13 protein-coding genes are annotated in these 13663 nt (G+C 62.1%); 9 read left to right on the top strand and 4 right to left on the bottom strand.

The window, feature by feature from the left end:
* Positions 1-136 precede the first annotated feature (136 nt).
* Positions 137-496: a copper-binding protein gene (locus tag E0D86_RS15495; protein WP_131650923.1), complete on the top strand. Its 360-nt coding sequence runs from the start codon at positions 137-139 to the stop codon at positions 494-496.
* A 161-nt stretch (positions 497-657) separates the two neighbouring features.
* On the top strand, positions 658-924 hold the full coding sequence (locus tag E0D86_RS15490; RefSeq protein WP_131650922.1) for a PepSY domain-containing protein: 267 nt from the start codon (positions 658-660) through the stop codon (positions 922-924).
* 64 nt (positions 925-988) lie between these two features.
* Here the strand turns inward: E0D86_RS15490 and malE are convergent, their stop codons facing one another.
* From malE to E0D86_RS15470, 4 genes are all read right to left on the bottom strand, one after another.
* Positions 989-2257 (bottom strand): maltose/maltodextrin ABC transporter substrate-binding protein MalE, encoded by a 1269-nt coding sequence (gene malE, locus E0D86_RS15485; RefSeq protein WP_131650921.1) that lies wholly within the window; start codon positions 2255-2257, stop codon positions 989-991.
* Between the two features lie 14 nt (positions 2258-2271).
* The gene (locus tag E0D86_RS15480; protein WP_131650920.1) at positions 2272-3888 is read right to left on the bottom strand and encodes a methyl-accepting chemotaxis protein; all 1617 of its coding nucleotides are present in this window, start codon (positions 3886-3888) and stop codon (positions 2272-2274) included.
* A 164-nt stretch (positions 3889-4052) separates the two neighbouring features.
* Positions 4053-5864, bottom strand: coding sequence for a thiamine pyrophosphate-requiring protein (locus E0D86_RS15475; RefSeq protein ID WP_131650919.1), 1812 nt, complete (start codon positions 5862-5864; stop codon positions 4053-4055).
* Between the two features lie 254 nt (positions 5865-6118).
* On the bottom strand, positions 6119-6913 hold the full coding sequence (locus E0D86_RS15470) for a thioredoxin family protein (RefSeq protein ID WP_131650918.1): 795 nt from the start codon (positions 6911-6913) through the stop codon (positions 6119-6121).
* A 182-nt stretch (positions 6914-7095) separates the two neighbouring features.
* Here E0D86_RS15470 and E0D86_RS15465 point away from each other — a divergent pair, with 182 nt between their 5' ends.
* From E0D86_RS15465 to phnE, 7 genes are all read left to right on the top strand, one after another.
* The gene (locus E0D86_RS15465; RefSeq protein WP_177493059.1) at positions 7096-7983 is read left to right on the top strand and encodes an RluA family pseudouridine synthase; all 888 of its coding nucleotides are present in this window, start codon (positions 7096-7098) and stop codon (positions 7981-7983) included.
* A gap of 123 nt (positions 7984-8106) precedes the next feature.
* Positions 8107-8889, top strand: a complete 783-nt coding sequence (locus tag E0D86_RS15460; RefSeq protein WP_131650917.1) for a DNA-formamidopyrimidine glycosylase family protein — start codon at positions 8107-8109, stop codon at positions 8887-8889.
* 63 nt (positions 8890-8952) lie between these two features.
* Entirely contained in the window at positions 8953-10224 is a 1272-nt protein-coding gene (locus tag E0D86_RS15455) for a sodium:proton antiporter (protein WP_131650916.1), read from the top strand.
* A 36-nt stretch (positions 10225-10260) separates the two neighbouring features.
* Positions 10261-10671 carry a DUF192 domain-containing protein gene (locus tag E0D86_RS15450; RefSeq protein WP_131650915.1) on the top strand — a complete coding sequence of 137 codons (411 nt, stop codon included), beginning with the start codon at positions 10261-10263 and terminating at the stop codon, positions 10669-10671.
* A 205-nt stretch (positions 10672-10876) separates the two neighbouring features.
* A complete protein-coding gene (phnC, locus tag E0D86_RS15445; protein ID WP_131650914.1) occupies positions 10877-11722 on the top strand; it encodes a phosphonate ABC transporter ATP-binding protein in 846 nt (281 codons plus the stop codon).
* A gap of 64 nt (positions 11723-11786) precedes the next feature.
* Positions 11787-12797, top strand: coding sequence for a phosphonate ABC transporter substrate-binding protein (phnD, locus tag E0D86_RS15440; RefSeq protein ID WP_131650913.1), 1011 nt, complete (start codon positions 11787-11789; stop codon positions 12795-12797).
* Positions 12798-12848: 51 nt separating this feature from the next.
* Positions 12849-13643, top strand: coding sequence for a phosphonate ABC transporter, permease protein PhnE (gene phnE / locus E0D86_RS15435; protein ID WP_131650912.1), 795 nt, complete (start codon positions 12849-12851; stop codon positions 13641-13643).
* Positions 13644-13663 lie beyond the last annotated feature (20 nt).

Raw genomic sequence — 13663 nt, 5'->3', positions numbered from 1 at the left:
CGACGATTCACAGGTTACGAGCCCCGGCTTACGCCAAGCTGAACGAGCGCGCGCGACGAAAAAGCATTCGCCAGCAGCAATAGGTGCGGCCCGATTGTCCAATGCGCGTACGTCCACCTGTATCGGGAGGTCTGTCATGAAAGCGCTTCATTGCGTCACGCTAAGTCTGGCGCTGCTCGCCCAGCCTGCGCTGGCCGAAGATCTGCTCAAGCCCGCAACGCCGGCCCCATCGCCGGATATTGACGCCGGCCCCGCCACCGAAATGGTCTCCGAACCGGTCATACGCGCGACCGGCTCGATCGAGGCCATGGATCGCGAGCGAGGCGTGGTGACCATCGCCCACGGTCCGGTCCCGGCGCTGAAGTGGCCGGCTTCGACGATGGCGTTTCAAGTCAGACCGGAACAACTTGAGGGTCTGGCCGTGGGCGATGCGGTCCGGATCGGCTTTCAGAGCGAGGGCGACGAGGCGGCGATCGTCTCCATCGACAAGCGCTGACACAGTCTCGTTACCCATGGCAGACGGGTTGCAAGGAACCCTTTGCTAACTAAAGACCTCGTATTCAACAGGGGCCGCGTTACCAGCCATGTGAAAGCGCCGTAGCTTTCACATAGTTTGGTTGCGGCTTGCATCGATGAATCATTGCGAGGATCACGCTCATGTATCACAAGAAACTGACCGCAGCTCTTGCCATCGCCATTCTCGGAGGCGCCAGCGGAATCGCCCTGGCGGACAAGCCGGGCGCTGATTGGATCACGCTCGAACAGGCCGTGGAAAAAGCCAAGGCCGCCGGTTACACCACGCTCCACTCGATCGATGCCGACAACAATTCCTGGGAAGGCGAAGGCACCAAGGCCGACGGCAAAACCTGGGAATTCAAGATGGATGGCAAAACTGGGGAAATCACCCACGACAAGGAAGACTGATCCGGCGGCCCGCCACAGCGACTAGCGGCGGGCCGATTCATCTACTAGATCGCGGCGGGGCGGGTTAAAGCGCCTCCTGATCGGTATCTGGCGCGTCTTCGGAAACCGCTTCGTCAGGCTCAGTGATAGACGGAGTGGAGGGCTCGGCCAAGATTTCTTCGCCCCGCATCTGCCGTGCCGCATTGCTCAGTGCGGTTGCTTCGTCGGAACCTTGTGCGATATCCAGCAGCGCGGCGTTGGCGGCTTCCCAGAACAGGCTCATTTGTGGTGCCGAAGGCATAGGACGTCCGAAGGTGACGCCATCCATCGATATCCGCAGGTGCTCATCCGTGACCATATCCCAGAATAACCGCTTGTTCAGCGGTACGCCGATGGGTTTGTCGGCGTTCACCGTGCGCAGCCCTTCGCTGTCCAGCAGATAGCCTTCGATGAATTGCTTGGCTGTTGCGCCGTTTGGGCTCTGCGCAGCGATCATCGCGCCCATGACGCCGACGAAGGGGCGAGCAGGCTGACCCTCGATGGTCGGCAACGGCGCCACACCGAAGTCCACACCGGCCCGGCGCAATCCTTCCCATGACCAGGCCCCGGTTATCCACATGGCCTGTTTGCCGGCGTGCATCGCCTGCTGCGCGGCGTCACCGGGCATTCCACCCTGCGGCAGTACGCCGCTGTCGATGAAGCGGCGCAACAGGCGACCACCCGCCAGAGCGCCCGCGTTATCGATGCCGATATTCCCCGTGTCGTAGCTGCCGTCGGGCTGGCGCTTGAACACATAGCCGCCATTGGCCGCCAAGAGCGGCCAGCTGAAGTAGGCATTGGTGTAATCCCAGCCGATGGCATCGATGCCGCGCTTGCCGAGCTCGCTATCCAGCGCCTCGATTTCTTCGAACGAGGACGGCGGGGCGGGTATCAGCGCCTTGTTGTAGAGCAACATGATGGCTTCGGCGCCGACCGGATAACCCCAGGTCCGTCCACCAACCGTGAAGGCATCCCAGCCTACGGAAACCAGCGCTTCGCGCAGCGCCTGTGGCGGCTCGACAGGGACGACCAGACCCTTGGCAATGAAGTCGCCGAGACGGTCCTGTGGCCAGAGGATGATGTCCGGTCCGCTGCCGTTACGGGCGGCTTCTTCGAATTTCTGCGCGAGATCATCAGGGTGCTCCACCTTAGCCGGGATACCGGTCGCCTCGGTGAAACGGTTCGCGACCTGTTGCAGACCGCCGTGACCTTTGTCGGCGTTGATCCAGATGAGGAGCTTGCCTGGCTCGGCCGCCGAGGCGTTCAGGCAGACGAGCAACAGCGGCAACAGGGCTGTGATTAATTTCAAATGCATGGTTGGCCCCTGCTTCAGTAACGGTAACGGGAAATGTCGGTCAGCATTCGCTCAGCCAGCCCGTGCAGGTCATCGGCCTGGCTGGAGGTCTGGTTGGCGGTGCCGGTGTTGGTCTCGCTCATCGAGGCGATCTTTTCCACCTGTACGGCGATCAGGTTGCTGGCTGCGCTTTGTTCGCGAATGGCGTATGAAATCTCGGCTGCCAGCTCCACGGTTTGAGTCGAGGCGGTACGGATCGCCTGTACCGCAAGGCCGGTTTCCTCCGCTCGGCTGGCGCTCTGCTGGACCGTATGTACGGCCTGCTGCATGCGCTTCACCACATCGCTGGCGCCTTGTTCGATGGCAGCGACGATACCGGTGATCTCTGCGGCGGACTCGGCGGTGCGTGCCGCCAGTTTGCGTACTTCATCGGCGACCACGGCGAAGCCGCGGCCCTGCTCACCGGCGCGCGCAGCTTCGATCGCCGCGTTGAGCGCCAGCAGGTTGGTCTGCGCGGCGACATCGCCGATCACCCCGGTGACGGTGGAGATGCGCGTGGTTTCTTGCTGCAGGTTGTGCACGCTCTCGGCGGTGCCGTTCACTTCTTCGGCAATCATGCCCAGGTCGTCGATGGTGCTTTGCACTACCGCGACGCCTTCGGCGGCACGGTTGCCCGCCTCGGTCGAGAGCTTGGCGGCGTCCTCTGCGCGTTCGGCCACGTGGTCGATGCTGACGGTCATTTCCTCGACGCCGGCGGCCATCTGCGTCGCCGCGTCGGCCTGGGCGACGGAGCTGCCCGAGAATTCGTTGGCGTTGACCCGTAGCACGCCGGCGGCACGGCCCACATCCTCGGCGTTCTTGGCCAGATCATTGAAGCTGCGCTGCAGGGCTTCGATCATGGTGTCGAAGGCCTGTACGGTCTGGCCGATCTCATCGTTCGAACGGGACCCGACACGACGGGTGAGGTCGAGCGTTTCGCCGATGGTCATGACAGTCCGTCGCATCGCCTGCAAGGGCGCCATGATCGAGCGGCCCAGGGTAAGTCCGAAGCCCATCATCACCACCAGCGCCGCCAGTACGATACCCAGCAGAAGTCGGAACGATGTGCGATAGGCCTCGGCGGACGCTTGCTGAGTGATGTTCAGGGCGGCGGTGGCATCGTCGGAAAGCTGATCCGCCAGCTGGCCGGTAAGAATGGCCGCATCCTCGATGAACGGGCTGGAGGCCAGCTCCATGGCAGCCTCGGTCTGGTTCTGGCGCGAGCGGGCCAGTGCCGTCTCGCCGACGATGAGGTAGGCGTTGACCGTCTTGCGGAATTCCTCCAGCGCTCTGGTGGCTTCTTCCGAGTCGGCCTCGGCGATGGCCCGTGCCAGATCTTCATCCAGCTCACGCCCCTTACGTTTCAATTGCTCATCGAGCATTCGCTTGCGTGCAGAATCAGGGTCGGCGATGTGCCGGAAGATGATGCCGCGCAGTTCCTGATAACGACCGGCAAAGGTTTTCGCATCCACCAGACGCGGTACCTCATTGCTGGTGATATGCGCGACCGATGCGTCGAGCTTTCGTAGTTGAATCAGCCCCAGCGCGCCGACGGCGAACAGCGACAGCAAAGCGATCGACACCAGCGCGATCAGGCGAAGTTTAATAGTCATGCAAGCCCCATGAATGTGGTTGCCTGCCGCATTGAGACGACAGGAACGGACAAGGAGGCTTTCGGCTGGCGGGGCGAACTCTTAAGTCTCACCTGCCGGACGGCAATCCGAAGCTTTGCAGGACGCAGCGAGCAAGCCTCAACGCCGATGCGTCCGGCGTAGGTTTATTCCTTGTCCTGCTCCTTGTCCTTGTCCCGGGCCGGCATCACCTTGCTCAGCACCTGCTTGACCGACTGTTTGATGATGCCGCGCTGGTTCGGGTCGCCATGCAGCAGCGTGGTGACGAATTTCTTCGCCTGCTCCAGCTTGATGTGCGGAGGTAACGGCGGCACGTCGGGGTCGGTCTTGAATTCGATCAGCACCGGCCTGTCAGCAGCGAAGGCTTCATCCCAGGCGGCGGCGACCTGGTCCTCACGGTCGACGTAGATCCCCTTCAGGCCGATCGATTCGGCGAAGCGGTAGTACGGCACGTTGGGGATGTTCTGCGAGGCTTCGAATTTCGGATCGCCTTCCATTGCCCGCTGCTCCCAGGTCACCTGGTTCAGGTCTTCGTTGTTGAACACGCAGCAGATCCATTGCGGGTTCTGCCATTCCTTCCAGTATTTGGCGACGGTGATCAGTTCGGCCATGTTGTTCATCTGCATCGCGCCATCGCCCACCATGGCCACTACCGAACGGTCCGGATGGCAGAACTTGGCCGCGATGGCGTAGGGCACCGCCGCGCCCATCGAGGCCAGCCCGCCGGACAGCGAACCCATCATGCCGCGCCGCAGCTTGACGTCACGCGCGTACCAGTTAGCGCAGGAGCCCGAGTCGCTGGTGACAATCGCCGCATCTGGCAGGCGCGGCGATAGCTCGAAGGCGACGCGCTGCGGGTTGATCGGGTCGGCCCCGACCATGGCGCGTTTTTTCAGGGTTTCGTCCCAGTCGGCGCGCCATTTCTCGATCTCGCCTCGCCATGTGCGCTCGGCCTTTTGTTGAAGCAGCGGCAACAGCGCTCGCAGGGTTTCTGCCGAGTCGCCATGCAGGTTCACTTCCATCGGATAGCGGATGCTCAGCATGTCGGCCTTGAGGTCGATCTGCACTCCGCGCGCTTGGCCTTCCTCGGGCAGGAACTCGGAATAGGGGAAGCCCGAACCGATCATCAATAGGGTGTCGCATTCGGTCATCAGCTTGTAGCTCGGCTCGGTGCCGAGCAGGCCGATGGAGCCGGTGACCCAGGGCAGATCGTCCGGTATCGCCGCCTTGCCCAGCAGCGCCTTGGCAACGCCGGCACCGAGCTTTTCCGCTACCGCAATGACTTCATCGGTGGCATTCAGCGCACCGGCACCAACCAGGATCGCTACTTTCTCGCCGGCGTTGAGCACTTCAGCGGCATGTATGAGATCAACCTCGTAGGGCACCACCTTGGGCCGCGTATAGCCGATGCCGGAATGCACTGCGCCGTGAGCCCGCGGCGGCTCGCTGTACTCCATCTCCTGCAGGTCGTTGGGCAGGATGATCGCAGTGACAGTGCGCTGACCTACCGCTGTGCGAATCGCCCGGTCGACCAGATGCCTGACTTGAGCCGGGGCGCTGGCCTGCTGCACGAATGCGCCAGCGACGTCCTTGAACATCGACGCCAGATCGACTTCTTGCTGATAGTGCGCGCCCATGGCCGTGCGCGCCTGCTGCCCGGCGATCGCCAGCACCGGCATGTGGTCCATGCGCGCGTCGTACAGGCCGGTCAGAAGATGTGCCGCGCCCGGTCCGGACGTAGCGATGCAAACACCCAGCCCACCGTTGAATTTGGCGTCGGCGGAGGCCATGAAAGCGGCCATTTCCTCGTGTCGAGCCTGAATGAAGCGAATCTTCCCGTTGGCCCGGTTGAGCGCGCCGAACACGCCGTTGATGCCATCGCCGGGATAGCCATAGATGCGACGAACGCCCCATTGGTAGAGACGTTCGATCAGATAGTCGCCAACTGTCATTGCCATGGGTATCTCGCCTGATTTGACTGGAAACGGCCGGGCAGCCGGGACGGGCCTCGGCGCTGGGTGTTCTAGTCTGGACAGGGCGACCCCGCCAGGGTTCGCCGGCTTCAGCATTGCAGGGCGGGCCGGCCACCATGCCTCAGCTTGTCATGCATCGCCGTAGGGTGGGCTTCAGCCCACCGGTGTTGCTTCGGCGTCGCTCTCTGTGAGATTGAAGCGGAGCACCGACCGGCCCGGTCCACGATGCTTCCACTGGCTCACTGAGGGTCTACCTGATGGCAACAGCCGGCAGAGGCGGTGGAATCACCTGGTCGGGCTCGTCCGGTAATATCGACGGTGCCGCCGCTGCCGTAGCGATCATGATGGCGAACCCAGTCGGTCAGATTGTGTTGCGGCCCGTTCTCGCTGCGGCCATTGGGTGTCATGTCGAGTAGCACATAGCTACCCAGCAACTCCTCCGCACCGCGCCCGTAAGCCGAAAAGGTATGGAAGATGCGCCCATCCTCGTCGCGATAGAACACACTGAAACCCGACAGCTCCTCACAGACGAACGGCTCCCATCTGTAGTTGTAAAAGACCTTGCCGTCGACGATGTCCTCGGGATCGAACGAGACGTGGAAGTCGCGATTGAAATCGCTGCCGGCAGACGATACCCAACGGATCGGCCAGCCCATCCGTTGGCGGAACGCGTCGAGCGTGGCAAAAGGCGCTCGCGACACAGCGACGACGCTGACATCGTGGTTGGCCAGGTGCACCAGCGTGCCCTGCAGGTGATCCATCTCGAACGAGCAACCCACACAGCCTTCCTGCCAGTCGGGGCCGAACATGAAGTGCTTGATGATCAGTTGGCTGCGACCCTCGAATAGTTCGTCCAAACCTACCGGGCCGCTTGCGTCCTGAAACGCGTAGTGCTTGTCCACCAGCGCCCAGGGCAATTCGCGACGGGCGGCGGCGAGCGCCTCGCGTTGATGAGTGACCTGCTTTTCCTTGAGCAGATGCGCGGTATGGGCGGCCAGCCACTGCTGGCGGGAAACGATCGGATGGTTGTGCATCGTGGGCCTCCGGTTGCGGGACGAGTGAACTGGCCATCGATGATTTCGATGCGCTCTCGAATGGTCGACTGGTAGCGATACAAATCGACAGCTGTGGCTAATCAAGTTGGTCGGACATCGATGTCGGAGCGCTCGCGGCGGTCGGGTATCATCGTTGGCCTTTTCCGCTCGTACGCACCGTCATGTCCGCTACTGCCCCTAATGCCCGCAGCACCCTTCATCTGCCCCAAGGTGATTGGGCCACCGTGCTCGACTGCTTGTGCGCGCATTTCCCGGCGATCGATCGTGACATCTGGTCAGATCGCTTCGCCAGAGGGCGTGTGCTGGGCGCGGATGGACAACCATTGGCGGTGACGCATCCCTATCGAGCCGGGCTAAAGATTCATTACTTTCGCGAAGTGCCGAATGAAAAGCCGATCCCCTTCGAGGAGCAGGTGCTGCATCTTGACGAGCACTTGCTGGTGGCCGACAAACCGCACTTCCTGCCGGTGATGCCGGCCGGCGAATACGTCAACGAAACGCTGCTGGCGCGCCTGAGCAAGCGCGTGGGTAATCCCGATCTGGTGCCTATCCACCGCATCGACCGGCTGACCGCCGGGCTGGTGCTGTTCTCCACCAATCCGGAAAGCCGTGGCCGCTACCAGGCGTTGTTTCGCGAGCGGAAGATAGACAAGCGTTACGAAGCGATCTGCCCGGCGCTGCCCGATCTGAATTTCCCGCGTCAGGAGCGGCTGCACATGGTCGATGGCGAGCCGTTCTTCTTGATGAAAAAGGGCGCCGGAGAGCCCAACAGCGAGACGCGTATCGAGGTGCTCGAGCGGCGTGGCGAGCTCTGGCGCTACGCGTTGTATCCGGTCACCGGACGCAAGCATCAGCTGCGCCTGCAGATGGCGACGCTGGGCGCCGGTATTTGCAATGATCCCTTCTATCCCGAGCTGATCGAGCGTGGGCGCCGAGATCAAGACGACTATTCCAAGCCGCTCAAACTGCTGGCGCGCGGGTTGGAATTTCGCGATCCGCTGACTGGCGAGCCGCGCCGGTTCGAAAGCCGTCTGCAGCTGGATTGGTGACGCCGCTGGACCCCGTGCGCCTTTATATAGAGCGAGCTTGCTCACGAAGCCCCGATGACCGGCCGCACCTTCGCGACTGATCCAAGTCGATATCCATAACGCCCCTGCCGAAGCGATATCGCCATGCCCGAAGGTCCATCGATCGTCATTCTTCGCGAACAGGCCGACGTGTTTACCGGCCAGGTCATCGAACGTGCCGAGGGCAACTCCAAGCTCGATAAGGTGCGGCTGGTCGGCCAGACGGTGCGATCGTTTCGCAGCTGGGGCAAGCACTTTCTGATCGAGCTGGACGACGTTTCTCTGCGCATCCATTTGCTGTTGTTCGGCAGTTATCGAATCAACGAGCGCAAGGAATCCGCGCCGCGCCTGAGTCTGGGGTTCGCCAACGGCGAGCTGAATTTCTACGGATGCTCGGTGCAGCCCATCGAAGGCCTGTTGGACGATGCCTACGACTGGAGTGCAGATGTCATGAGCGACGCCTGGGATGGCCGCGCGACGCTCAAGAAATTACGCGCACGGCCACGCCTGCTCGCCTGTGATGCGCTGTTGGATCAAACGCTGTTCTCGGGCTCGGGCAACATCATCAAAAACGAAGTGCTTTTTCGCACCCGCATTCATCCGCTGTCGCTGATCGGCGATCTGCCGGCGGCGAAGCTGCGAGAACTGGCGCGAGAGGTTCGGACTTACAGCTTCGAATTTCTCCAGTGGAAGCGCGAGGGCGCGCTCAAAGCGCACTGGCTAGCACATACGAAAACGACCTGTCCGCGCTGCAAAATCCCTTTCGTCAAAGCCAAGGAGCTGGGGCGAAGCAAGCGCCGCGCCTTCTATTGTGAGCGTTGTCAGAAACGCTACGGGACCGACGCTGGCACTCAGCAAGCCGAGCAGCCAATTGTCGACATCGACTGACGCCCGCGTAACTGCCCGGCGAATCGCTAAGATGGCCCGCTACGAACTGGCTGGAGTTTTCCGATGCTCGACCTAGCGGCGGCGTTCATTGCGCTGACGACCTTCTTCACTTACGTCAATTACCGCTTCATCAAGCTGCCGCCAACCATCGGGGTGATGCTGACGGCGCTAGTCCTGTCGCTTATCGCGCTGGGTTTCTCGGCGTTGGGCTATCCGGTGCTTGAAACCGAAATGCAGCAGATCGTCAAGCAGATCGATTTCTCCGCCGTATTGATGACCTGGTTTCTGCCGGCACTACTGTTCGCCGGCGCCTTGCACGTCAACCTCGACGACCTGCGCAGCTACAAATGGCCCATCGGCATCCTGGCCACCGGTGGCGTGCTGTTTTCCACCCTGGTGGTGGGTTGGCTCGCGTTCAATATTTTCGGGCTGTTCGGCTGGCACATCGAGTTCATCTATTGCCTGCTGTTCGGTGCGCTTATCTCCCCGACCGATCCGATCGCGGCGATGGGCATCCTCAAGACTAGCGGCGCGCCGAAACCGCTACAGACCACCATAGTTGGCGAATCGCTGTTCAATGACGGCACCGCGGTGGTGCTGTTCAGCATTCTGCTGGGCGTGTTGAGCCTTGGCCAGGAACCGAGCCTTGCCGACTTCGGCCTGCTCTTCGCCAAGGAGGCGGTCGGCGGCATCGTGCTGGGGGTCGTGCTGGGCTTCGGTGTGTTCTATCTGCTGAGCAAGGTCGATGAGCATCAGCCATCCGTGATGCTGACCCTGGCGCTGGTGTTCGGCGGCTCGGCGCTGGCGACTCATCTGCACGTTTCGGCGCCTATCGTCATGGCGGTGGCCGGCCTGATCATTGGTAATCAGGGCCGCAAGAAGGCGATGAGCGACAGCACGCGGCGTTACGTTGATGGTTTCTGGGAACTGATCGACGAAATCCTCAATGCGTTGCTGTTCGCGCTTATCGGCCTCGAACTGCTGATCCTGCCGTTCGGCTGGCTGCACGCGGTGGCGGCGATGCTGCTGGGCGGCGCGGTGCTGCTATCGCGCGTGCTTACCGTGGCACCGATGATCGTCACGCTGCGTAAAATTTACGGCATCACGGATCGGCAGATCACCCGCGGCACCATCCGCATCCTGTCCTGGGGCGGCCTGCGTGGTGGCGTCTCGGTTGCGCTCGCGCTGTCGTTGCCGCTGGGAGAGGAACGGGATCTGCTGCTGAGCCTCACCTATATCGTCGTACTGGTCTCGATTCTTTTGCAGGGCCTGACGGTCGGGCCGCTGGTGCGTTCGCTGCATGGCTCGCAGCCAGCTGCGACTGACCAGCACTGAGCGGCTCATTCGCGACCCTATCTGGAGCCTATCTATATGCGCGCCGCCTTGCTGTCGTTGATGCTGTTGCCCTTGTTTGCCAGCGCCGAACCTCTACTCGATCTGCGTGTGGGCGATGCACGGCTTCAGGCCGAATACGCCCGTTCAGCAGCCGACCGCGAACGCGGTCTGATGGAGCGCACCGAGCTGGCGGCGGACAGCGGCATGCTGTTTCGCTTCGATGATTTTCGTCGCCACTGCCTGTGGATGAAGAACACGCCGCTGCCGCTGTCGGCTGCCTTTATGGACGAGCAGGGGCGCATCGTCGATGTCATCGACCTGGAGCCGTTGAGCACCGCGATCCGCTGCTCGCGCGAGCCGGCGCGTTATGCGCTTGAGGTCAATCAGGGGTGGTTTAGTCAGCACCGGGCAGGTATCGGCGATCAGGTGAATGGCATTCCAAAATAGGCTGCGAACGGCCAGTCGACGCCGCGCCGCGAGCTAGACGGCGCGCTTTGACGAGCGGGTTCCGAAGCCCGTCTCGCCTGTTTAGACAAGTCATTAAACCGTCATAGACCGTTCACCGAAGCGACATTAGCCGGCCCTAAGGTCATGCCTCATCAGACGGCGGCCAACAAGGGGCTGCCGTCGTTCTCGATGAGGGAGACGGTCCATGAGTGCAGTTATCCGTGTCGACAGTCTGAACAAGACTTTCGCAGGCAAACGTGCCCTGCATGATCTGGCGCTGTCCGTGCAGCCGGGCGAGATGGTGGCGCTGATCGGCGCGTCCGGTTCCGGCAAGTCCACACTGCTGCGGCACATCGCCGGCCTGGCCTGCTGTGATCGCAGTGGTGGCAACATCCAGGTGCTCGGTCGTGAAGTGCAGTCGGCGGGACGTTTGAATGCTGACGTGAGGCGGCTTCGTGCAGACATCGGCTACATCTTTCAGCAATTCAATCTGGTCAACCGCCTCAGTGTGCTGGACAACGTGCTGCTGGGCTTTCTCGGACGGATGCCGCGCTGGCGCGGTTCGCTGGGCATGTTCACCGCTGAGCAGAAGCAGCAGGCGCTGGCAGCACTGGAGCGCGTGGGGCTGGCCCACCGCGCTGATCAGCGTGCGTCGACGCTGTCCGGCGGCCAGCAGCAGCGGGTCGCCATCGCCCGTGCGCTCACCCAACAAGCCGAAGTGATCCTTGCCGACGAGCCGATCGCCTCGCTCGACCCCGAGTCCGCGCGCAAGGTCATGGACATCCTGGCTGACATCAACCGACGCGACGGCAAGACGGTGGTGGTGACCTTGCATCAAGTCGATTATGCCCTGCGTTACTGCCGCCGAGCGGTGGCACTCAAGGATGGCCGCATCCATTACGACGGCGCTTGTGCCGACCTCGATGGCCGCTTTCTCAACGATCTCTACGGCGCCGATCTCGACGCCAATCTTCTGTTTTCCGATCAGACCCGCTCGCCTGCCGCAGCGGCGCCTGCACAGCTCCGCACGCTGAGCCTGGCCAAGGCCTGAGCACCACTTCCCTTGATCCCACGTCATGCCAACCAAAGCGTCTATCTCTGACAGGAGCTTTTCCATGTTCAATCGTATTGGCCGCGTCCTTGCCGCCTCTGCCTTGCTGACCGGCTCGCTGCTGGGCGGCGCCCACGCGGATGATGGCAAGGAACTGAACTTCGGCATCATTTCCACCGAGTCGTCGCAGAATCTGCGAGCTGTCTGGGACCCGTTCCTCGCCGCCATGAGCGAGCGCACCGGGATGAAGATCAACGCGTTCTTCGCGCCGGACTACGCCGGCATCATCCAGGGCATGCGCTTCGACAAGGTCGACCTGGCCTGGTACGGCAATAAGTCGGCGATGGAAGCCGTGGACCGCGCCGGCGGCGAGATCTTCGCTCAAACCGTCGCCTCCAATGGCGCTCAGGGCTATTACAGCCTGCTGGTAGCGCACAAGGGCAGCCCCATCGACTCCGTCGACGACATGCTCAAGGACGCCGCCAACCTGACCTTCGCCAACGGCGATCCGAACTCCACCTCGGGCTATCTGGTGCCGGGCTATTACGTCTTTGCCAAGAACAAGGTGGACGCCAACAAGATCTTCAAGCGCTCGCTCAACGGCAGCCACGAAGTGAACGCCCTGTCGGTGGCCAACAAGCAGGTCGACGTCGGCACCTTCAACAACGAAGGCATGGAGCGCCTGGAATTGACCGCGCCGGAGAAGGCCGCTCAGCTCAAGGTGATCTGGACGTCGCCGCTGATTCCCGCCGACCCCATGGTCTGGCGCAAGAATCTGCCGGAAGCGACCAAGGCCGGCATCCGCGAATTCTTCATGACCTATGGCGATCAGCCGAGCGAGATGAAGGTGCTGGCTGACCTGCAGTGGGGCAAGTTCCGCGCCTCCGATGACGATCAGCTGCTACCGATTCGCCAACTGGAGCTGTTCAAACAGCGCAGCGAAGTCGCCAACAACGCCAAGCTCGATGAAAGCGACAAGCAGGCTCAGCTAAAGGAGCTGGACGCCCAGCTTGCGGCGCTTGAGCAGCGCATGGCCGAGATCGAGCAGAAAACCGCCGCCGCTACGGCGGGCTGATCCGCTGGCCGCCGCGTAAGCGGCGGCCGACCTCTGTTTGCCGGAGCATCCATGACTTCTCTGACCGCACCTACCCCCGTTGCCGCATCGCAGAAACATTCGTGGTTCAAGCTGATCGGTTGGGGTCTTTTCCTGGCAGTGCTGGGCTGGTCTTGGCAAGGCGCCGAGATGAATCCGCTGGCGCTGATCCGCGACGGCGGCAATATGGCGACCTTCGCCGCTGACTTCTTTCCGCCGGACTTCAGCAACTGGGAGCTGTACCTCAAGGAAATGATCGTCACCGTGCAGATCGCCCTCTGGGGCACGGTGCTGGCGATCCTCTGCGCGATCCCGCTGGGCATTCTCTGCGCCGAGAACATCGTGCCCTGGTGGGTCTATCAGCCGGTCCGACGCGTGATGGACGCCTGCCGTTCGATCAATGAAATGGTCTTCGCCATGCTCTTCGTCGTAGCGGTTGGCCTCGGGCCTTTTGCCGGCGTGCTGGCGCTGTTCGTCGGCACCACCGGCGTGCTCGCCAAGCTCTTCGCCGAAGCGGTTGAAGCCATCGAACCGGGCCCAGTGGAAGGCGTCCGCGCTACCGGCGCCAGCGCCCTGCAAGAGGTCATATTCGGCGTCATTCCTCAGGTGCTGCCGCTGTGGATTTCCTACGCGCTGTATCGCTTCGAATCCAACGTGCGCTCGGCAACAGTGGTGGGGATGGTCGGTGCCGGCGGCATCGGCGTGATTCTTTGGGAGGCCATTCGCGGCTTCCAGTTCGGCCAGACCTGCGCCTTGCTGATCGTCATCGTGGCGGTGGTGAGCGTGATCGACATCGTTTCTCAGCGCTTGCGCAAATTGTTCATCTGACCGGAGAGGGACGCCGCGCG

Origin of the sequence: Pseudomonas sp. IC_126 (genome assembly GCF_004331835.1) — a bacterium.
In the GTDB taxonomy this organism is placed as follows: domain Bacteria; phylum Pseudomonadota; class Gammaproteobacteria; order Pseudomonadales; family Pseudomonadaceae; genus Stutzerimonas.
Note: the sequence above shows the minus strand (reverse complement) of the source record. Positions and strands in the feature narration are given on the sequence as shown.

Excerpts from the sequence above, each read along its gene's own strand:
- E0D86_RS15495 (WP_131650923.1), top strand. The coding sequence starts at position 137 with ATGAAAGCGCTTCATTGCGTCACGCTAAGTCTGGCGCTGCTCGCCCAG.
- E0D86_RS15450 (WP_131650915.1), top strand. The coding sequence starts at position 10,261 with ATGCGCGCCGCCTTGCTGTCGTTGATGCTGTTGCCCTTGTTTGCCAGC.
- E0D86_RS15490 (WP_131650922.1), top strand. The coding sequence starts at position 658 with ATGTATCACAAGAAACTGACCGCAGCTCTTGCCATCGCCATTCTCGGA.
- E0D86_RS15465 (WP_177493059.1), top strand. The coding sequence starts at position 7,096 with ATGTCCGCTACTGCCCCTAATGCCCGCAGCACCCTTCATCTGCCCCAA.
- E0D86_RS15455 (WP_131650916.1), top strand. The coding sequence starts at position 8,953 with ATGCTCGACCTAGCGGCGGCGTTCATTGCGCTGACGACCTTCTTCACT.
- phnE (WP_131650912.1), top strand. The coding sequence starts at position 12,849 with ATGACTTCTCTGACCGCACCTACCCCCGTTGCCGCATCGCAGAAACAT.
- E0D86_RS15470 (WP_131650918.1), bottom strand. The coding sequence starts at position 6,913 with ATGCACAACCATCCGATCGTTTCCCGCCAGCAGTGGCTGGCCGCCCAT.
- phnC (WP_131650914.1), top strand. The coding sequence starts at position 10,877 with ATGAGTGCAGTTATCCGTGTCGACAGTCTGAACAAGACTTTCGCAGGC.
- E0D86_RS15480 (WP_131650920.1), bottom strand. The coding sequence starts at position 3,888 with ATGACTATTAAACTTCGCCTGATCGCGCTGGTGTCGATCGCTTTGCTG.
- phnD (WP_131650913.1), top strand. The coding sequence starts at position 11,787 with ATGTTCAATCGTATTGGCCGCGTCCTTGCCGCCTCTGCCTTGCTGACC.
- malE (WP_131650921.1), bottom strand. The coding sequence starts at position 2,257 with ATGCATTTGAAATTAATCACAGCCCTGTTGCCGCTGTTGCTCGTCTGC.
- E0D86_RS15460 (WP_131650917.1), top strand. The coding sequence starts at position 8,107 with ATGCCCGAAGGTCCATCGATCGTCATTCTTCGCGAACAGGCCGACGTG.
- E0D86_RS15475 (WP_131650919.1), bottom strand. The coding sequence starts at position 5,864 with ATGGCAATGACAGTTGGCGACTATCTGATCGAACGTCTCTACCAATGG.